Source organism: Pseudomonas sp. UW4 (assembly GCF_000316175.1).
In the GTDB taxonomy this organism is placed as follows: domain Bacteria; phylum Pseudomonadota; class Gammaproteobacteria; order Pseudomonadales; family Pseudomonadaceae; genus Aquipseudomonas; species Aquipseudomonas laurylsulfatiphila.
Window position 1 is genome coordinate 3223708 of record NC_019670.1, and the last position, 20631, is coordinate 3244338.

16 protein-coding genes and 2 pseudogenes are annotated in these 20631 nt (G+C 60.9%); 16 read left to right on the forward strand and 2 right to left on the reverse strand.

Annotation, left to right across the window (positions count from 1 at the left end):
- Positions 1–292 precede the first annotated feature (292 nt).
- Together PPUTUW4_RS14025 and PPUTUW4_RS14030 are read left to right on the forward strand one after the other, a co-directional pair.
- On the forward strand, positions 293–2254 hold the full coding sequence (locus PPUTUW4_RS14025) for an FAD-dependent oxidoreductase (protein WP_015095263.1): 1962 nt from the start codon (positions 293–295) through the stop codon (positions 2252–2254).
- 177 nt (positions 2255–2431) lie between these two features.
- Positions 2432–3028: a cupin domain-containing protein gene (locus PPUTUW4_RS14030; RefSeq protein ID WP_015095264.1), complete on the forward strand. Its 597-nt coding sequence runs from the start codon at positions 2432–2434 to the stop codon at positions 3026–3028.
- Here PPUTUW4_RS14030 and PPUTUW4_RS14035 read toward each other — a convergent pair.
- Complete coding sequence (locus PPUTUW4_RS14035; protein ID WP_015095265.1) at positions 3025–3957, reverse strand: helix-turn-helix domain-containing protein; 933 nt, start codon at positions 3955–3957, stop codon at positions 3025–3027. The two genes, PPUTUW4_RS14030 and PPUTUW4_RS14035, sit on opposite strands and share 4 nt — an antisense overlap.
- A gap of 162 nt (positions 3958–4119) precedes the next feature.
- On the opposite strand from PPUTUW4_RS14035, the gene PPUTUW4_RS14040 reads away from it, so the two are divergent.
- The 10 genes from PPUTUW4_RS14040 (at position 4120) to PPUTUW4_RS14090 (ending at position 16048) form a co-directional block, all read left to right on the forward strand.
- Positions 4120–5478 carry a glutamine synthetase family protein gene (locus tag PPUTUW4_RS14040; protein ID WP_007974329.1) on the forward strand — a complete coding sequence of 453 codons (1359 nt, stop codon included), beginning with the start codon at positions 4120–4122 and terminating at the stop codon, positions 5476–5478.
- 152 nt (positions 5479–5630) lie between these two features.
- On the forward strand, positions 5631–6719 hold the full coding sequence (locus PPUTUW4_RS14045; RefSeq protein ID WP_015095266.1) for a polyamine ABC transporter substrate-binding protein: 1089 nt from the start codon (positions 5631–5633) through the stop codon (positions 6717–6719).
- Complete coding sequence (locus tag PPUTUW4_RS14050) at positions 6716–8017, forward strand: FAD-binding oxidoreductase (RefSeq protein WP_015095267.1); 1302 nt, start codon at positions 6716–6718, stop codon at positions 8015–8017. Before PPUTUW4_RS14045 ends, PPUTUW4_RS14050 begins: the two co-directional genes overlap by 4 nt.
- Before the next feature lie 243 nt (positions 8018–8260).
- The gene (locus PPUTUW4_RS14055; RefSeq protein ID WP_015095268.1) at positions 8261–8857 is read left to right on the forward strand and encodes a paraquat-inducible protein A; all 597 of its coding nucleotides are present in this window, start codon (positions 8261–8263) and stop codon (positions 8855–8857) included.
- Positions 8854–9510: a paraquat-inducible protein A gene (locus PPUTUW4_RS14060; protein ID WP_015095269.1), complete on the forward strand. Its 657-nt coding sequence runs from the start codon at positions 8854–8856 to the stop codon at positions 9508–9510. Before PPUTUW4_RS14055 ends, PPUTUW4_RS14060 begins: the two co-directional genes overlap by 4 nt.
- Entirely contained in the window at positions 9491–11167 is a 1677-nt protein-coding gene (locus tag PPUTUW4_RS14065; protein WP_015095270.1) for an MlaD family protein, read from the forward strand. Before PPUTUW4_RS14060 ends, PPUTUW4_RS14065 begins: the two co-directional genes overlap by 20 nt.
- A 17-nt stretch (positions 11168–11184) precedes the next feature.
- Positions 11185–11742: a PqiC family protein gene (locus tag PPUTUW4_RS14070; protein ID WP_015095271.1), complete on the forward strand. Its 558-nt coding sequence runs from the start codon at positions 11185–11187 to the stop codon at positions 11740–11742.
- Positions 11743–12365: 623 nt separating this feature from the next.
- Positions 12366–13379, forward strand: a complete 1014-nt coding sequence (locus PPUTUW4_RS14080; protein WP_015095273.1) for an iron ABC transporter substrate-binding protein — start codon at positions 12366–12368, stop codon at positions 13377–13379.
- A gap of 3 nt (positions 13380–13382) precedes the next feature.
- Complete coding sequence (locus tag PPUTUW4_RS14085; RefSeq protein ID WP_015095274.1) at positions 13383–14981, forward strand: iron ABC transporter permease; 1599 nt, start codon at positions 13383–13385, stop codon at positions 14979–14981.
- Positions 14978–16048, forward strand: coding sequence for an ABC transporter ATP-binding protein (locus PPUTUW4_RS14090; protein WP_015095275.1), 1071 nt, complete (start codon positions 14978–14980; stop codon positions 16046–16048). Before PPUTUW4_RS14085 ends, PPUTUW4_RS14090 begins: the two co-directional genes overlap by 4 nt.
- Positions 16049–16052: 4 nt before the next feature.
- Here PPUTUW4_RS14090 and PPUTUW4_RS14095 read toward each other — a convergent pair whose 3' ends face one another.
- Positions 16053–16991: a tyrosine-type recombinase/integrase gene (locus PPUTUW4_RS14095; RefSeq protein WP_015095276.1), complete on the reverse strand. Its 939-nt coding sequence runs from the start codon at positions 16989–16991 to the stop codon at positions 16053–16055.
- A 312-nt stretch (positions 16992–17303) separates the two neighbouring features.
- On the opposite strand from PPUTUW4_RS14095, the pseudogene PPUTUW4_RS28145 reads away from it, so the two are divergent.
- The 4 genes and pseudogenes from PPUTUW4_RS28145 to PPUTUW4_RS14115 all read left to right on the forward strand — a co-directional run.
- Positions 17304–17453 (forward strand): annotated as a pseudogene (locus tag PPUTUW4_RS28145) (DegT/DnrJ/EryC1/StrS family aminotransferase); the annotation flags it as partial.
- Positions 17454–17602: 149 nt separating this feature from the next.
- A pseudogene (locus PPUTUW4_RS28150) lies at positions 17603–17740 on the forward strand (4-amino-4-deoxy-L-arabinose-phospho-UDP flippase); the annotation flags it as partial.
- On the forward strand, positions 17737–19116 hold the full coding sequence (locus tag PPUTUW4_RS14110) for a UDP-glucose/GDP-mannose dehydrogenase family protein (RefSeq protein ID WP_015095277.1): 1380 nt from the start codon (positions 17737–17739) through the stop codon (positions 19114–19116). The pseudogene PPUTUW4_RS28150 and the gene PPUTUW4_RS14110, both read left to right, overlap by 4 nt.
- 243 nt (positions 19117–19359) lie before the next feature.
- Positions 19360–20538 carry an MFS transporter gene (locus PPUTUW4_RS14115; protein ID WP_015095278.1) on the forward strand — a complete coding sequence of 393 codons (1179 nt, stop codon included), beginning with the start codon at positions 19360–19362 and terminating at the stop codon, positions 20536–20538.
- Positions 20539–20631: the final 93 nt, after the last annotated feature.

Consider the following 20631-nt stretch of genomic DNA (forward strand, 5'->3'; position numbering starts at 1 on the left):
CCGGACAGAGGCCGGCGCAGCCCTTTTTTATTGTTGTGAGGTACGGCCCGGGAGCGGGCTCGAAATGAAATTACTCCACGCCTCAGTAAAAAAACAAGTTGATTTTTTACTGAAGGTAAATTTCTATAGACCAATAATAACAACACTCAAAACCTGTTACCTCTGTAGGAGCGAGCCTGCTCGCGATGGACCTGAGAACGCCGCGGGGTGTCAGGTACCCAGCGTTATCGTTGACGTCCATCGCGAGCGAGCTCGCTCCTACACAGGTCAGCCTGCCTGGAGTACCTGCACCATGCCGACCTCGACACCTGCCTTCGCGCACCTGTTCGAACCCCTGGAAATCCGTGGCAAGCGCCTGAAAAACCGCATCATGTCAAGCGGTCACGACACCTCGATGCCCACCGACAACCTGGTCAATGAACAACTGATCGCCTACCACCGGGCACGTGCCGAAGGCGGTGCCGGGCTCATCGTGCTGCAAGTGGCCGGTGTGCACGACAGTGCGCGCTACACCTCCCATGTGCTGATGGCCACCGCCGATGCGTGCATCGAGGGTTATCGCAAACTGGCGCAAACCTGCCACGCCCACGGCACCCTGGTGTTGTCCCAGGTGTTCCATCCGGGTCGGGAGATCATGGAGTCCAGCGATGGCCTGCTGGCGGTGGCCTACTCCGCATCTTCAGTGCCCAACGAACGTTTCCGGGTGATGCCCCGCGCACTCGATCAGGCCATGATCGATGAAATCGTCGCCGGTTATGCCGCTGCCGCAAGCCGCCTGCATCAGGCCGGGATCGATGGCGTCGAAGTGGTTGCCAGCCATGGTTACCTGCCGGCGCAATTCATCAATCCGCGGGTCAACCGGCGCACCGATGGTTACAACGGCGAGTTGGACCAGCGCTTGCGTTTCCTGCGTGAAATCATCAAAGCCGTGCGTGCGGCGACCGACGAGCAGTTCATCATCGGCCTGCGCATCTCTGCCGACGAGCGCGATCCCGAAGGCCTGACCGAAGACGAGTCCCTGGCCGCCGTACAGTCACTGCAAGCGCAGCTCGATTACGTGCACATCGTCGCCGGGACTTCGGCCTCCCTGGGCGGCGCGGTGCATATCGTGCCACCCATGGCGATCGAAGCGGCGTACCTGGCCAAGGAAGCCGGGACGTTCAAGGCCGCTTTGAACATTCCGCTGTTCGTCACCGGGCGCATCAACCAGCCCCAGGAAGCCGAGCTGATTCTGGCTCGCGGCCAGGCCGACGTCTGCGGCATGACCCGGGCGCTGATCTGCGATCCGCAGATGCCCAACAAGACCGACACCGGCCGCGTCGAAGACGTGCGCGCGTGCATTGCCTGTAATCAGGCGTGCATCGGGCGCTTCCACAAGGGCTTGCCGATTTCCTGCATCCAGCACCCGGAAACCGGTCGCGAGCTGATTTTTGCTGAACGCCGACAAGCGACAAATCGCAAACGCATCATGATCGCCGGCGGCGGTCCGGCCGGGATGAAAGCAGCCGCTGTCGCCGCCCAGCGCGGACATGACGTGACCCTGTACGAAGCCGGTTCACAACTGGGCGGCCAGGTGTTGCTCGCGCAGTTGCTGCCACGGCGCAGTGAGTTTGGCGGCGCCAGCACCAACCTGCAGCGGGAAATGCAGCTGGCCGGCGTGCGCGTGGTGCGCAATACCCGGGTCGACCGGGCGCTGGTGGAGCAGGAAAAACCGGACATGGTGATCGTCGCCACCGGTGCCGAGCCCTACTGGCCAACCTTCGAGCGTGGCGGTGAATTGCAGGTGGTGGATGCCTGGCAGGTGTTGCGCGACGAGGTACGGATCGGCCGCTCGGTGGTGGTGGTCGACTGGCGCTGCGACTGGATCGGCCCCGGCATCGCCGAGCGCCTGGTGCGTGCCGGGCATCAGGTGCAACTGGCGGTCAACGGCACCCACTGCGGGGAAAACCTGCCGCTGTACGTGCGCGATCAACTGGCCGGCGAGCTGCATAAACTGGGCGTGCCGATCACGCCGTACGCGCGGCTGTATGGCTGCGATGACAACACGGTCTACCTGCAACACACCGCCAGCGGCGAGCCGATGCTGATGGAGAACATCGATACGCTGGTGCTGTGCCAGGGTCATCAACCAGTGGATACGTTGGGCGCCGAGTTGCAAGGGCTGGTGGAGTTTCGCCGCATCGGCGACTGCCTGGCGCCGCGCACCGCCGAAGAAGCGATTTATGAAGGTTTGAAAGTCGCGTGGGAGCTTTAAGGCTGTTTATACTCCGGGGCTTAGACGGCTAACACCACCCCTGTAGGAGCGAGCCTGCTCGCGATGAACCCGAGAACACCGCTGGGTGTCAGGCTTGCAGCGTTATCGTTGGCGACCATCGCGAGCAGGCTCGCTCCTACAGGGATTTGCGCCACTCCTCCCGGTTCGGATTTGACCATGAGCAACAGCAGCACCACACAGCCCGCACCCGGCAGCGCCGAACCGCATTTCCTCGGCACGCGCATTCGCGGCCTGCGCAAACGTCGGGGCATGACCCTGGCGTCACTGGCGCAACAGAGCGAACTCACCGCCGGCTACATCAGCCAGCTGGAGCGCAACCTCGCCTACCCGTCGATTCCGGCGCTGTTCAACATTGCCCGCAGCCTCGGCGTCACCATCCAGTGGTTCTTCGCCAGTGAAGCGGTCACCGCCCCCGAAGACGATGGCGTCGTGGTGCGCAAGAACAGCCGCCTGAACGTGCATTACGAAGACGGTATCGTCGATCAGTTGCTGACGCCACAAGCCAACCGCCAACTGGAAATGCTCCACTCACGGTTCCCGCCCGGCACCTACAGCCAGCAAAGCTACAGCCACGATGGCGAAGAAGCCGGTTATCTGCTGTCCGGCAGCTTCGAACTGTGGGTTGGCGAACGCCATTTCCAGCTCAATGAAGGCGACAGCTTCAGCTTTTCCAGCCAGGAGCCGCACCGCTACGGCAACCCCGGCGATGTGGACGCGGTGGTAATCTGGGTGATTACGCCGCCGACGTTTTAACGCCGGCCGCGCCCGATTGACGGGGTGACACTCGCACGTTTGAGGGTGTCGCTCGGCAGTTCCTTGAACAGCGCGCGATAGCTGCTGGAAAACCGCCCCAGGTGCCAGAACGACCAGTGCATCGCCACTTCAGCCACGGTGGTTTGCGTGGGCGTGCGGCTCAGCAGTTCGCGGCGTGCGCTGTTGAGGCGGCGCAGGCGCAGCCATTGGGTCGGCGCCATGCCGGTGTAGGTCTTGAACGCATGCTGCAACTGGCGCAATGAAACCCCGGCCACCTGGGACAGCTCCAGCAGGTTGAGGTGTTCTTCCGGGGTGTCCGCCGCCCACTCCCCTACCCGCTTCATGATCGCCCGCTCTCCGGCACGGCGCTGCAATGCGCCCTGGTCGAGACCGACACAGGCGTTGTCGAGAATGAACAGACAGTCTTCCAGCAATTGCTGGGTCAGCGCTTCGCGGCTCGGTGGATCGAAGGTCTGCGACAGCCGCGTCAGGGTCCCGCTGAGCCAGCGGCAGAACAGCGCGTTCTGCTGCGAGTTGAGCGGCGCCATGAACAGCCCTTCGAGCCGGGCGATGTCGAGGCTGTGGCGTTTTACGAACTCCGGCCCGAACACCACGGCGATTTCCTGGTAGTTCTCCGGGGTGATCCAGATGTTGCGACTTTCGCCGTTCAACACGTACAGCGCGTTGTCGCCGCGATCGAAACAGAACGACAACGAGCCCTGGGGCGCACTGAAATTCTGCTCGACCCGGGTATTCATCGACTCTTCGTAAATCTCCACGCCCTGCAGATCCAGGTAGCGCACCAGCCCCGCGAAATGCCCCGGCGACATCTGCTGGTAATGCTGAGTCCAACCCGGTGTGGCGCGGATTTGCTCGGCGACATCGGCGGTGTTGAAGGCTTGGACCTGGAGGGCGTTGGAACCTGTCATGGGATGACCTTACGCACTCTTTTGGTGCGCTTTGTGCTGCTTAAAGTGGATAGATGGAACCGCAAGGGTCGCCCAAGATAGACCTCAACGCGCTACAGGGGAAGTGTCCGGCGGATGAAACCGGCTTCTCCTGGCGTTAATAAAACCAATAACGAGGTCTTTATGAATGTCCCTTTCGATCAGCTGTTCACTTGGCTGAAAGATCACAAGATTACCGAAGTCGAGTGCGTTGTCAGCGACCTGACCGGCATTGCACGCGGCAAAATTGCACCGACCAACAAGTTCCTGCATGAGCGAGGCATGCGCCTGCCGGAAAGTGTCCTTCTGCAAACGGTAACCGGGGACTTTGTCGACGACGACATCTACTACGACCTGCTCGACCCGGCCGACATCGACATGGTCTGCAAGCCGGACGCCGACGCCGTCTACGTGGTGCCATGGGCCATCGAGCCGACCGCCATCGTGATTCACGACACCTTCGACAAGTTCGGCAACCCGATCGAACTGTCGCCGCGCAACGTACTGAAGAAAGTCCTGCAACTGTACACCGACAAAGGCTGGCGGCCGATTGTCGCGCCGGAAATGGAGTTCTACCTGACCCAGCGCTGCGAAGACCCGGACTTGCCGCTCAAGGCGCCGATGGGCCGTTCGGGCCGCGCCGAAAGCGGTCGTCAGTCGTTCTCCATCGACGCGGCCAACGAATTCGATCCGCTGTTCGAAGACGTCTACGACTGGTGCGAACTGCAAGGCCTGGACCTCGACACGCTGATCCACGAAGACGGCCCGGCGCAGATGGAAATCAACTTCCGTCATGGCAACGCACTGGACCTGGCCGACCAGATCACCGTGTTCAAGCGCACCATGCGTGAAGCGGCGCTCAAGCACAACGTGGCGGCAACCTTCATGGCCAAGCCGGTCGGCGACGAGCCTGGCAGCGCCATGCACATTCACCAGAGCGTGGTGGACATTGCCACCGGCCAGCCGATCTTTGCCGATGCCGATGGCAACATGAGCGAGCTGTTCCTGCATCACATCGGTGGCTTGCAGAAGTACATCCCGAAAGTGCTGCCGATGTTCGCGCCGAACGTCAACTCGTTCCGCCGCTTCCTGCCGGACACCTCGGCACCGGTGAACGTCGAATGGGGCGAAGAGAACCGCACCGTCGGCCTGCGCGTACCGACTTCCAGCCCGGATGCCATGCGCGTGGAAAACCGTCTGCCGGGCGCCGACGCCAACCCGTACCTGGCCATCGCCGCCAGCCTGCTTTGCGGTTACCTGGGCATGGTCGAGCGCATCGAGCCGAGTGCCGCGGTACAGGGCCGTGCCTATGAGCGTCGCAACCTGCGCCTGCCGATCACCATCGAAGACGCCCTGACCCAGATGGAAGAGTGCGACACCATCAGCCGCTACCTGGGCAGCAAGTTCGTACGGGGCTACGTCGCGGTCAAACGCGCCGAGCACGAGAACTTCAAGCGCGTGATCAGTTCGTGGGAGCGTGAGTTTCTGATGCTCAGCGTCTGAGATCTTCACCGTCCGTAATGTCCCCATCGCGAGCAAGCTCGCTCCCACATTTGAAATGCGTTCCCCTGTGGGAGCGAGCTTGCTCGCGATGAGGGCCGACAGACCACTAAAGAATCACCTGAAGAATCCAATAATTCCAAGAAGGTATCGATATGCGTCTACTGAAATCCGTGGTCCCGGCCGCACTGGCGGTTCTGTTCAGCGCCGTTGCCCAGGCTCAACCCCAGGTCAGTGTCTACAACTGGACCGACTACATCGGCGAAACCACCCTCGCCGACTTCCAGGCCAAGACCGGGATCAAGGTGATCTACGACGTTTTCGACTCCAACGAAACCCTGGAAGGCAAACTGCTTGCCGGTCGCACCGGGTATGACGTGGTCGTGCCGTCGAACCACTTCCTCGCCCGCCAGGTAAAGGCCGGCGCGTTCCTCAAACTGGATCGCGAGCAGTTGCCGAACTTCAAGAACCTGGACCCGAAACTGCTGGCGCTGCTGGAGAAAAACGATCCGGGCAACGCCCACTCGGTGCCCTACCTGTGGGGCACCAACGGCATCGGCTACAACGTCGACAAGGTCAAGGCGGTGCTGGGCATCGACAAGATCGACTCCTGGGCCGTGCTGTTCGAACCGGAAAACATCAAGAAACTCAGTGCCTGCGGCGTGTCGATGATGGACTCGGCGGATGAGGTGTTCCCGGCGGTCCTCAACTACATGGGCATGGACCCGCGCAGCGAAAACCCCGAAGACTTCAAGAAGGCCGAAGCCAAGCTGCTGCAGATCCGCCCTTACATCACCTACTTCCACTCCTCCAAGTACGTCTCGGACCTGGCCAACGGTGACATCTGCGTGGCGTTCGGTTACTCGGGCGACGTGTTCCAGGCCGCCAACCGCGCCAAGGAAGCCAACAACGGCGTGAACATCGCCTACGCCATTCCCAAGGAAGGCGCCAACCTGTGGTTCGACCTGCTGGCCATCCCCGCCGACGCCAGCAATCCGAAAGAAGCCCACGCCTTCATCAACTACCTGCTGGATCCGCAAGTGATTGCCAAGGTCAGCGCGTCGGTCGGCTACGCCAACCCGAACCCGGCCGCCAAGCAGTACATGGACCCCGAACTGGTCAGCAACCCCGAGGTGTATCCGCCCCAGGAGGTCCTCGACAAACTCTACATCTCCACTACGCCACCACAGTCGATCATGCGCCTGATGACCCGCTCGTGGAGCAAAGTGAAGTCCAACCAATGAATCAGTACACCCAGGAACATACCCACTCCTATTACGCAGCGTCCGCCAAGGGCATGAGGCAGCGCCCCGCGCTGGCCTCGGACCTGGTGGCCGATGTCTGCGTGGTCGGCGCGGGCTTCACCGGCATCAACACCGCCATCGAACTGGCCCAGCGCGGGCTCTCGGTGGTCCTGCTGGAGGCCCGGCGGATTGGCTGGGGCGCCAGCGGGCGCAACGGCGGCCAGTTGATACGCGGCATCGGCCATGACGTCAGCGGATTTGCCCGACATGTGGGCGCCGAAGGCGTGCAGTACCTGGAACAGGCCGGGGTCGAATCGGTGCAAGTCGTGGCCAATCGCATCCGCGAACACGGCATTGATTGCGACCTGCGCTGGGGCTTCTGTGAACTGGCCAACACCGCGGCGCATTTTGCCGGGCTGAAGGCCGAACACGCCCAATTGCTCAAGTCCCGTTACGCCCATGAAACGCGCCTGATCGAACCTGGCCAGATCCGCGAGCAGGTGGTGAACTCCGGCGTTTACGCGGGCGGCCTGGTCGACATGGGCTCGGGCCACCTGCATCCGTTGAACCTGGCACTGGGCGAAGCGCAAGTCGCCGAGTCCCTTGGCGTGCAGATCTTCGAGCAAAGCCCGGTGCTGGAATTGATCCACGGCAGCACGGTGCAAGTGCGCTGTGCCGGGGGCACCGTGCGTGCGGCCACGCTGGTGCTGGCTTGCAATGCCCACCTGGAAGAGCTGGAACCGAAGCTCAGCGGCAAGGTGCTCCCGGCGGGCAGCTACATCATCGCCACCGAACCCTTGTCGGAAGACGCCGCCAGGCAACTGATCCCGCACAACGTCGCGCTGTGCGACCAGAAAGTCGGGCTGGATTACTACCGGCTCTCGGCTGACCGGCGTTTGTTGTTTGGCGGTGCCTGTCATTACTCAGGGCGCGACCCGGCGGACATCGCCGCCTACATGCGCCCGCAGATGCTCAAGGTGTTCCCGCAACTGGCCAAAACGCGCATCGACTATCAGTGGGGCGGCATGATCGGCATCTCGGCCAACCGCTTCCCGCAGGTCGGGCGCCTGAGCCAGCACCCGAACGTGTTCTACGCCCAGGGCTACTCGGGCCATGGCCTGAACGTGACCCACTGGTGCGCGAAGTTGTTGGGCGAAGCGATCCATGCCGGACAAAGCAAAGGCTTCGACGTGTTCAGCGCCGTGCCGCACATGACCTTTCCCGGTGGGCGCGCCCTGCGCTCGCCACTGCTGGCCCTTGGCATGTTCTGGTATCGGATGCGGGAAATGCTGGGCTGACACAATCCTCCAGAAAAGTAGATTCATCCTGTGGGAGCGAGCCTGCTCGCGAAGACGGTTTGGCAGCCAGAGAATGGGCTACCTGACACACCGCTTTCGCGAGCAGGCTCGCTCCCACAATGCTTTGGGCAACATCCGGTACCCCCTCCATCCCCTTGTTTCGACTTTCGATTTGCTCAATCGCGAGGCACTTCTATATTGAGGGGGTGCTCTGAATTTCCTGCCTCTTGTTGAGCTTGACCCATGGCAACTACCGATCAGCTGATCATCTGCGAGCACTGCGACAGCGTTTACCAAAAAGTGACGCTCGCCAAACATCAGAAAACCCTGTGTACGCGCTGCGGCGGCGTGCTTCAGCGCTATAACGGCCTGACAGTCGAACAGCGTCTGGCATTGACCTTCACCGCGCTCATGCTGTGGATTTTCGCCAACTTCTATCCCGTGATGAGCATCAGCCTCAAAGGCTCGAAGCACAGCGCCACCCTCTGGGATTCGGTGCTGGCCCTGAGCCTGGGGCCTATCACCTTCATCGCCATGGTGGCGGCGATCGCCATGATCATCGCGCCGATCTTCCAGTTATTGCTGCTGATCTGGGTGCTGGGCTTCGCACTCGCCGGGCAACGCTCACCCGGCTTCAAATTCTGCATGCGCTGGCTGGAAACCCTGAGGCCCTGGAGCATGCTCGAAGTCTGCCTGCTGGGCGCCATGGTCGCCGTGATCAAACTCGCCGGGCTGCTTGATGTGCTGCCCGGTATCGGGTTGTTTGCCCTGGCCGTGTTGAGCCTGATGATGATCCGCATCGCCGGACGCGACATCCGCGAACTATGGGACATTGTATGAGCACGCCTCCGTACGCCGACGAGCTCAACCTGTGCCTGTGCCACACCTGCGGCCTGGCTTGCGACATGACTGGCGAACCTCACGAATGCGAGCGTTGCGGTGCACCGCTGCACCGGCGCAAAACCAATTCGCTGACCCGCACCTGGGCCTACATGATCGCGGCCCTGGTGTTTTACATCCCGGCCAACCTGTTGCCGGTGATGAACACCGAGATGGTCGGCCATGGTGCCGACAGCACGATCATGAGCGGCGTGCTGGAGTTCTGGGAAGCCGGGGCCTGGGACATCGCCCTGATCATTTTCATTGCCAGTATCGCGGTGCCGGGCATCAAGTTCGTCGCCATCACCTTGCTGCTGGTCACCGTCCAGCGCGACAGCGCGTGGGCACGCAAAGAGCGTTCGACGCTGTACCGCTTCGTCGAGGTCATCGGCTACTGGTCGATGCTCGATGTGATAGTCGTGGCCCTGGTGGCATCGCTGGTGAAATTCCAGGCCCTGGCCGACATCGAGCCGCGCCCGGGCATTCTGTTTTTTGGTCTGGTTGTGGTGTTCACCATGCTCTCGGCAATGAGTTTCGATCCACGCATGATCTGGGATAAAGAGCGGGAAAACCCGCACAATGAGGAGGTCACGGATGAAGTCGCAAGCCACTGACGGGCCGCAAGCCCCTGGGCAGGCACCGATCAAGACCCGCCGTTTCAGCGTTTCACTGGTCTGGATCGTGCCGATCGTCGCGGTGCTGGTGGGTATTTCTCTGGTGGTTCACAGCATTCTGCAGCAAGGCCCGACCATCGTTGTCACGTTCAAGACCGGGAGCGGCCTGACGGCGAATAAAACCGAGGTCAAGTACCGTAATGTGGTGATTGGCCAAGTCTCGGACGTGGAACTGAGCGATGACCAGAAGAGTGTCAACGCCACCATCAAGCTGGCCAAGCAGGCCGAAAGCTTTACCCGCGAGGATTCGCAGTTCTGGGTCGTGCGCCCGCGCATCGGCGCTGGCGGCGTATCCGGCATCGACACCCTGCTGTCGGGCGATTACATCGGCGCCGATATCGGCCAGGCCAACGGCCGGGCAAAACGCTTCACGGGGCTGGAAAACCCGCCGCCCATCACCTACGGCGAGCCGGGCAAGCGTTTCACCCTGTTCACTCACGACCTGGGGTCGCTGGATATCGGCTCCCCGGTCTACTACCGCAAGATCCCGGTAGGCCAGGTGGTGGCCTATGCGCTGGACCCGGATGGCAAAGGCGTGAACATCGAGCTGTTCATCCACGCCCCCAACGACAAGTACGTTACCGAAAACACCCGTTTCTGGAATGCCAGCGGCATTGACGTGAACGTCGGCGCCAACGGTTTTGCGGTCAAGACCGAATCGCTGTCCTCCCTGCTGGTGGGCGGCATTGCCTTCCGCGCACCCGACTACAGCCCTGGCGATAAACCGGCCGCTGCGGAGTACGCCTACGAACTGTTCGACGACCAGCAAACCGCCCTCGCCCCGCCAAACGGCAAGCCGCAGTACCTGGCCATGCGCTTCGACCAGGCAATGCGCGGGCTCAAGGTCGATGCTCCGGTGGAATTCCTCGGTGTGGAAATCGGCAAGGTGGTGTCGGTCAATCTGGATTACGACGAGAAGCTTCGTTCCTTTCCGGTCAACGTCGGCATCGTGATTTACCCACAACGCCTGGGCAAGGCCCACGAAAAGATGCTCAAGGCGCTCAATCATGACCCCAATGACGAAGCCGGTGGCGTACGGCTGATCGGCACCTTTATCGAAAACGGCCTGCGTGCCCAGGCGCGCACCGGTAATTTCCTGACCGGCCAGTTGTACATTGCCCTGGACTTCTACCCCAAGGCAGAAAAAGTCGCCTTCGATACAACGGCGCGTCCGGTCATGATTCCAACCATTCCCGGCAGCCTCGAGCAGTTGCAGGAAAAACTCGAAGCCATGGTCGACAAGATCAACAAACTGCCGATCGAGCGAATCGCCGGCAATCTCGATGGCAATCTCGTCGAACTGCGCAAGGGCATGGCGCAATTCAACGGCAAGATCATGCCCGGCGTGCAAACCACTCTGGCGGACTTAAGCAAGACGCTGGAAACCGCCAATACGACCCTGAAATCCGCCGGTTCGACCTTGGCCGACGACTCGCCGCAACGGGAAAAACTGGGCCAGACCCTGGATGAACTGGGACGCACGTCGAGATCCTTGCGTGATCTTTCGGATTACCTGGGACGGCATCCGGAATCGCTGCTTCGCGGCCGCCCGAACAATGCCCCGCCCATGGATCTGCAAGGGCCACCGCGCAATTGAGCACAGGAGCAACACCCATGGCTTTTCCGCTGAAGTTCACACTGGTCACCGCGTTGTTGCTGCTCGCCGCTTGCCGCAGTGACCCGATTCAGTTCCATACCCTGACCCCGGCCCAAGTGGGCAATCATTCCAGGACCACCGTCGGGGTGATTCAGATCGAGACGCTAAGCTTGCCGCCCCAGGTCGATCGTGCGCAGATCGTCATTCGCGAGGGCAACAGTACCCTGGCGATCCTCGAAACCCATTGGTGGGGCGCAACCCTCGTCGACGAATTGAGCAGTGCGCTGGCCGATCAACTGGGCAACAGTCCCGTACAGGGCAGGTATTCGGTGCGGGTCGATGTGCAGCGTTTTGACTCTGTCCCCGGTCAATACGCGCTGATGGACGTGATATGGCGACTGCGCAGTGCCGAGCCAGGCGACAAGACACAGGTGATTTGCCGCAGCACCTTGCAAACGCCATCAGGCGCAAGTGTCGATGAACTGGTACTTGCCCACCAAAACAACATCAAACGCCTGGCCGCGCTGATCAGCCAGGCGGCCACCCGTCCCCAGGCGAGTTGCCCTTCGTCCTGAAGGCCATCCATCGCCAGCAAGCTGGCTCCTACAGGTGCGGTCACTTACGGGAGCTGGCTTGCCTGCAATGGTCGTTAACGATGACGCGGGTGAACTGGATGAACGCGGCGCACTGGAGTCCATCGCCAGCAGGCTGGCTCCTACAGTTTCAGCGTGGACGCGGTCCCTTGTGGGAGCTGGCTTGCCTGCGATGGTGGTTAACGATAACGCGGGTGAGCTGGATGAACGCGGCGCACTGGAGTCCATCGCCAGCAGGCTGGCTCCTACAGTAGTTTCAGCGACCCGTTCCTCGGCACACCGGCAATCACCGAGCTATCCCTTCGCAACCCCGATGAACTCCGCGCGGGACCAGCAGCAACTGGCATCGGGTGATTGAAAAAAGGCTGTCGTGGGCAGCGTCGCATTCTGATCGACGACATCGTTTAATCGACGAGTCGCACCACGGCTGGCACAGTGCTGCTAATCTGAATGAAAATTACATGTATTAACGGTTTTTTTGACGTTATTTTCTCATTTGGATCTCTACATTCCCTGCAATTGCAGACATGCAAATGATTCGCATTGGTTAACTGGCGTTTCAATGCGCATGACTTTCAAAAAATGCACCAGGAGCAGCCCGCAGAATGATTCCCAAAATCCCTTCGTTCTTGAAAAAAGCCCTGCTGGCCACCGCTTTGCTGAGCGTTGGCCAGGTCTATGCTGCCGATTCCGTCGGCATCGTGGTGTACAACGCGCAACATGCAGGCCTGACCAAGGCCTGGGTCGAGGGCTTTACCCAGGAAACCGGTATCCCTGTCACCTTGCGCAACGGCGATGACACCGAAATGGGCAATCAGATCGTGCAGGAAGGCGCGTCCTCTCCGGCAGACGTATTCCTGACCGAAAACTCCCCGGCCATGGTGCTGGTCGACAACGCCGGGCTGTTCGCACCTGTCGACAAAGCCACGCAGGAGCAGGTCGACCCGGCCTATCGTCCGGCCCACGGCAAATGGGTCGGGATCGCCGCGCGATCCACGGTGTTTGTCTACAACCCGAGCAAACTCTCGGAAACCAACCTGCCGAAATCGATCATGGACCTGGCCGACCCAAGCTGGAAAGGTCGCTGGGGCGCGTCGCCAGGCGGTGCTGACTTCCAGGCCATAGTCGCGGCCATCCTGCAACAAAAGGGCGAAGCCGCCACGCTGGAATGGCTCAAGGGGATGAAAACCAACTACACCAGCTACCGTGGCAACAGCGCAGTTCTCAAGGCGGTGAATGCCGGGCAGATCGAAAGCGGTGTGATCTACCACTATTACAGCCTGGTGGATCAATCCAAGACCGGAGAAAACAGCAAGAACACCGCCCTGCACTATTTCAAGCACAAGGATCCGGGCGCTTTTGTCAGCATCTCCGGCGGCGGCGTCCTCGCTTCCAGCCAACACAAGGAACAAGCCCAGGCGTTCCTCAAGTACATTACCGGCAAGGACGGCCAGGCTGTGCTGAAGAACGGCAAGTCGTTTGAATACGCCGTCGGCAAAGGCGCTGAATCCAACCCTAAACTGGTGCCTCTGAATCAGCTCGATGCGCCGACTGTCGATGCTTCAAAACTCGACAGCAAAAAAGCCGTGGAGCTGATGACACAGGCCGGACTGCTCTAATTGATGCCTGAAACCCTGCCTGCGGGAGTCGCCGAGGCGACTCCCGCACCATTGCGTCGACGATCCCGCGGACTATTCGCCGGGCGTGGCGGTGTATGGGTGATCGGTTTGTCGGTGCTGGTTTCATTACTGGCACTGCTGCCGATCGCTTACGTTATTGGCGTGTCCCTGCAGACAGGCTGGTCAACCGTCGTGACCCTGGTGTTCCGCCCTCGGGTCGGTGAGCTGCTGGTCAACACCGTGTTGCTGGTGCTGCTGACGATTCCCTTGTGCGTGGCACTGGGAGTGACGCTGGCATGGCTGACCGAACGCACGAATCTGCCGGGGCGGCGCTGGTGGTCGTTGCTGGCCACCGCACCGCTGGCAGTGCCTGCGTTCGTTCACAGTTACGCCTGGGTCAGCCTGGTGCCACCGATTCACGGCTTGTTTGCCGGTGTCCTGGTCTCGGTCATCGCCTACTTCCCGTTCCTGTATTTGCCGGTGGCGGCCACGTTGCGTCGGCTCGACCCGGCCATCGAAGACGTCGCCGAGTCCATGGGGCTCAAACCCTGGAAAGTGTTTTTCCGTGTGGTGTTGCCGCAATTGCGCCTGGCGATCTGCGGCGGCGCGTTGCTGGTCGGCCTGCACCTGTTGGCCGAATATGGCCTGTACGCCATGATCCGCTTCGACACCTTTACCACCGCGATCTTCGACCAGTTCAAATCGACCTTCAACGGCGCAGCGGCGCACATGCTGGCCAGTGTGCTGGCGCTGTGTTGCCTGGCCATGTTGACGGCCGAGTCCGCCGCCCGGGGTTCGGCACGTTACGCTCGCGTCGGTTCGGGGAGCGCCCGGGAGCAACGGGTCGTGTGCCTGAAACCGGCATCCACCCTGCTCTCGTTGACGCTGCAAATCGTGACCTGTGCCCTGGCCCTGGGCGTGCCCTTGATCACCTTGGGCAAATGGCTGATCGCCGGCGGCGTGGAAGTCTGGGACATGGCCGAGTTGTTGCCTGCTCTGGAACAAACCCTGTTGCTCGGCGTCGCAGGTGCCGCGCTGACAACTTTCGCGGCGATCCCGATTGCCTGGCTGTCGATACGTTACCCCGGCCGAATGCAACGCGTGCTGGAAAGCTGCAACTACATCACCAGTTCCTTGCCCGGAATTATCGTGGCGTTGGCCCTGGTCACCGTCACGATCCATTTTGCCCGGCCGATTTACCAGACCACCTTCACCGTGTTGCTGGCGTACCTGCTGATGTTCCTGCCCCGCGCCCTGGTCAGCCTGCGCGCCGGCATTGCCCAGGCACCGGTGGAACTGGAGAACATCGCCCGCAGCCTTGGTCGTTCGCCAGCCCGGGCACTGTGGCTGATCACCTTGCGCCTGGCCGCCCCCGGGGCCGCCGCCGGCGCGGCGCTGGTGTTCCTGGCGATCACCAACGAATTGACCGCCACCCTGCTGCTGGCCCCGAACGGCACGCGCACTCTGGCCACCGGATTCTGGGCCATGACCAGCGAAATCGATTACGCCGCCGCGGCGCCCTACGCCTTATTGATGGTTGTGCTGTCGCTGCCGCTGACCGGACTTCTTTATCACCAATCGAAAAAAACGGCTGGCCGATGAACACACTTGAACTCAATGCCCTCTACAAGTCCTATGGCGCCCATTGCGCGCTGGACAACGTCAGCCTGTCGGTGCCAAGCGGCAGTCGCACGGTCATCGTCGGCCCGTCCGGCTCCGGCAAAACCACCTTGCTGCGAATGATTGCCGGCTTCGAATTCCCCGATTCCGGGCGCCTGTCGCTCAATGGCCAGACACTGGTCGACGGCACCCACGAAGTGCCGGCCCATCAACGCCTGATCGGTTACGTGCCACAGGACGGCGCGCTGTTTCCGCACATGACCGTGGCGGCGAACATCGGCTTCGGCTTATCGACCAAGGGCACTGAAAAACAACAGCGCGTCGCCGAACTGATGGACAGCGTGGCGCTGGACGCGAAGATGGCCGAGCGCTGGCCTCACGAATTGTCCGGCGGCCAGCAACAGCGCGTGGCCCTGGCCCGGGCATTGGCACAACAACCACGGCTGATGCTGCTGGACGAGCCGTTCTCGGCGCTCGACACCGGATTGCGCGCCGCGATGCGCAAGATGGTCGCGCGGCTGCTGGAAGACGCGGGCGTCACCACCATCCTGGTCACCCATGACCAGAGTGAAGCCCTGTCGTTCGCCGACCAGCTGGCGGTGATGCGCCAGGGCCGACTGGTACAGTCAGGGCATCCGCTGGACCTTTACCGCTATCCCGAAGACGAACAGACCGCCCTGTTCCTGGGGGATGCCGTGGTGATGCCGGCGCGCATCGAGGCCGGTTGGGCTCATTGCGACCTGGGGCGGATCCCGGTCAACAACCACCGCAACAACAACTCGGCGCAGATCATGCTGCGCCCTGAACAGCTGCAATTGGCCGGTATCCTTCCCGGCGACCCGCAAGCCGATGGTTGCCGGGCCGTGGTCACCGATCGGGATTTCAGCGGCAACACTTGCACGCTGACGGTCGAACTCCAGTCATTGACCAGCCGCGAGCAACCGGGCCGATCACTGCTGGTGCGCAGTTCCGGCATGTACGCACCACCCGCCGGCAGCGCGGTTCAGGTCTCGACCATTGGCCACGCCCACGTGCTGAGCGAGCTGTAATCGTTCACAGGTCGAAACGATCCACTGCCCGACGCCGCTCGTTGTCGTCGCGCACATCGTAGTTGGCCGTAGTCTGGATGTTGCTGTGGTGCGCCAGTTTCTGCGCAATCGACAAGTCATGCTCTTCGATCACCCGGGTAATGAATGAACGCCGGAAGTCGTGGGGCATGATTTTCACTCCGACCTGCGCCCCCCGTTGCCGGGCGATGTAGTAGATCGCATGCTTGGTGATGCGCTCACGGGTGATATGGCTGCCACGGCGAATGCGATTGAACAGGAACGGATCGTCCGACTCGCCTTCCTTGAGCAGGGAGCGGCGCAGTTCAAGCCAGGCTTGCAGTTTGGCGAAAGCCCAGGCCGGCGCGTACTTGATCAACTGCTTGTTGCCCTTGGCCGTCACCTGCAGGCTGCGCTGGGTGAAGTCGACCTGATTCAGCTCCAGGTTCACCGATTCGGACTTGCGCATTCCCGAGCCGTACAAAATCCCGATGATCGCGGCATCCCGCAAGCCTTGTGGCCGCGGATCGGCGGCGCAGACGGCCATCAGCTCCTGGATCAGCGTACGCCTGAGGTTGCGTCCCTGGGACAGCCGTGTACCGGCGATGCCCTTCACCGAGCGCATCTTCAACAGGTGCTCCTGCGAGATCAGGCTCATGCGCCACGCTTCGTTCATCACCCCGCGCACCGCGTTGACATACAGTGAAGAGGTGTTCGGTGCATAGCCGTCTGAACGCAATGTGGCCACCAGTGCGATCACATCTTCGGGCTGCAGGTTGTGCCAGGGTATCTCCTCGATATCGCAGTCTTCGAAGCCCAGGCGGTCGGCGGCGTCCTGCAGCACGTAGCGCATGGTCAGCTGGCTGGAGGGTGCCAGCCGCGCCAGATACAGGGTCAGCGGATTGGTGAGGGGCGTGCGAGAATCAGCTACAGGTAAGTCAATCAAACGAAACGGCCTTGAATGAAAACAGGTCAATGAAGCAACCAAGAAGAGAAATAACGATCATATAAAGGACATCAGTTCTGTAGAACTTTTCCTGAAAACACCATAACCGCGGGAAGTCTGAACAGCAGATTAAATAGCCTTCAGATAAACGATTCCCCCACCGCTTTTCATGCCCCTTTCACAAAATCGGGCATAACCTCCCATGAAGTCGAAGCAACCCGAATGGACGTCCAACCTGCCGCCCACGGCGAAAAAAGTCAATCGATGCAGCTTTTTTACCGCCGACCGGTAACTATTTGATTTGATGCAGGTTCTGATATCGAAGCGGCGATCACACCGCGCACCAAAGCCATCATCCCGGTGCATTACGCCGGTGCGGCATTCGATCTCGATCCGCTTTACGCCCTCGCCGACAAACACGGCATTGCCGTGATCCAAGACGCTACCCACGCCGCAGTCACTCAACCAGAGCGTCAGATTGCCGAGCAACGACCTGGGCGCCGCTTCGACGTTGTCCTGGCGGATGACACGGCCGCACGTGGCTTTTTTCAACACGATAAGCAAATTGAAATATGGCCTTGCCTATCCTGCTGACCTGCCTGGGCCTGGGCCTGCTGGTCGCCGGCGTGCCGCTGTTCATCGAAGCGTCCAGCCTTACAAAGAGCCCAGGCGTGGCATTGGTCATCCTCGGCGTCATCACCATCAATTCCCGACCTTCTCGTGCGCCCGAACAAAGGAGTGCCCCATGAAAATCAGTGTGTTTGGTAGCGGCTATGTTGGCCTGGTGCAGGCAGCGGTACTGGCGGAAGTCGGCCACGACGTGATCTGCATGGACGTTGACGAGAAAAAAGTCGAACTGCTCCAACAGGGCCACGTGAGTATTTTCGAACCCGGCCTGGCCAGCCTGGTACGCGAAGGTCTTGACGCCAAACGGTTGCAGTTCACCAGCGACGAAAGATTAGCGGTCCAGCACGGCCAGGTGCTGTTCATCGCGGTCGGCACACCGTCCCGGGACGATGGTTCAGCAGACTTGCGCTACGTGATGTCGGTGGGCGAAGCGGTAGCACGGTATCGCGAACAGCCGGCGATCCTGGTGGAGAAATCCACCGTCCCGGTCGGCACCGGCGACGCCTTGCGCGCGCACATCGACAAATGCCTGCTCAGTGTCGGGCGGGTATTGCAGTTCGATATTGTCTCGAACCCGGAGTTCTTGAAAGAAGGTTCGGCCGTGGCCGACTGCCGACGCCCGGACCGTATCGTCATCGGCTGTGAACGCGATGAAGTGCGTGACGTGATGCGTGACCTGTACTCCCCCTTCAACCGCAACCACGAACGCATCATGTTCATGGGCCTGCGCAGCGCCGAACTGACCAAATACGCCGCCAACTGCATGCTGGCGACCAAGATCAGCTTCATCAACCAGATCGCCGAACTGGCTGAACACCTGGGTGCCGACATCGAATCGGTACGCCTGGGCATCGGCGCCGACTCGCGTATCGGCTACCACTTCATCTATCCCGGTTGCGGCTACGGTGGCTCGTGCTTCCCCAAGGACATGCGCGCCCTGATCCACAGCGCCGAAGAGGCCCATTGCTCCAGTGACCTGCTACAGGCAGTGGAAGCCATCAACGAGCGGCAAAAGCACAAGCTGTTCGAGCGCATCAACGCGTTCTACCGGGGCGACTTGCGCGGCAAGACCTTTGCCGTCTGGGGCCTGGCCTTCAAACCCAATACCGACGACATGCGCGATGCACCGAGCCGGGTGTTGCTCGAATCGTTGTGGGCCGCCGGGGCGAATGTCCGTGCGTTCGATCCGGAAGCCATGCAGGAAACCCAGAAGCTGTATCCGGATGAGTCGAGACTGATGCTCATGGGTACGCCTGAGTCAGTCTTGGCCGGCGCCGATGCATTGATCATCTGCACCGAATGGCAACAGTTCAAGGCGCCGGACTTCGAGTTTATCCGCCAACGCCTTAACACGCCGGTGATCTTCGATGGCCGCAACCTGTACGACGCGGACCGCCTGGCACGCATCGGCTTTACCTACTTCCCGATCGGTCGGGGTGAGTCGCACAAGTTGCCGATCCCTTACCAGCAATGGCTGGCCGAGTCAGTGGTCGCTTAAGCCTCATGCTCCCGGCTGTTTTTCTTCGGATTGCCGGCATCGGCGCTGCTGCGTTGTCAGGCTCACGGAAAACCGGGCCCGCCTTGCGCTTGCTGCAATGCTGCGTAGCGGGCGCTTCGACGGGAATGACTGGGTGTTGCTGAACTGCCAGTAAATTGCATAGCAACGAGCGAGTGTCCGACTGCTAGAGTAGCGCGCACGATTGGCCTGATGCCGACCCGATCGAATAAGGATATTCACGCTGTGACCACCTACTCCCCCCTCATCCGCCGCCTGCTGATCTGCTCGTTGACCATCGTCGTCAGCCGCGCCATCACCAGCCCGTTACTCACGTTGTTCGTCAGCGACAAGCTTGGCCTTGACCAGCAGGACGTCGGCTTGTTGCTCGGCATTGCGGTGTTCGTCGCCACCCTGCTCTCCCTCTACGGCGGCTACATCATCGATCGCTTCGAAAAACGCCGATTGCTGGTGCTGTCGATGGCGTCCAGCGCGGTCGGCCTGGTGTTGCTGACCTTTGCCGAAAACCTCTACCTGACCACGATCACCCTGATCGTCACCGAAACCGCCTCGGCGCTGTTCCTGATCGGTTCAAAAGCGATCCTCAGCGACAATCTGCCCGTGGGCCAGCGAGCCAAGGCGTTTTCCTTGAGCTATACGCTGACCAACATTGGCTACGCGGTCGGGCCGATGCTTGGCGTGCTGATTGCCGGCGCCTTTGCCAGTGCGCCATTCCTGATCGCGGCGGCCATCGCTTTTTTCAGTATTTTCCTGATGACCGGCATTCCCGCGGATCCGGCCAAAGTGGCTCCTGCGGGTCAAGCGCAGAGTTTTCTGAAAACCCTGATCACCCTGAAAAACGACCGCACCCTGATCATGTTCACCGCCGGTTGCCTGCTCAGCACCGTGGTGCACGGGCGATTTACCTTTTACTTGTCGCAGTACCTGCTGGTGACCAGTAATCCCCAGCACACCATGGAAATCATGGCTGCCCTGCTCGCCTGCAACGCCATCAGCGTGATCCTGTTGCAATACCAGGTCGGGCGTTTTCTCAAACGTGAACAATTGCGCCAGTGGATTGTGGCCGGCACCGGCCTGTTCATCCTCGGCCTGATCGGTTTCAGCCTGGCGGACAGCCTGGTGAGCTGGTGCGTGGCAATGTTCATCTTCACCCTGGGTGAAATCATCATTTACCCGGCCGAGTTTCTCTTTGTCGACACCCTCGCTCCGGAAGAACTGCGCGGCAGTTACTACGGCGCGCAAAACCTGGCGGCGCTTGGCGGCGCGGTGAGCCCGGTGATTTGCGGCTTCATGCTGATGCACACCCCGGCGCCGACGATGTTTTATGCCTTGAGTGCGCTCGCTGCGCTGGGCGGCCTGCTCTGTTACATGAGTGGCCGACGGGGCCACTTAAAGCAAAATTAATGCACTGAAAGCTCATTAATATGAATTTGTCAGTAGCTGGATTGAACGGCACACTGTGCCTGTTCCTCCCCCAACAGTTGGAACACCTTCAAG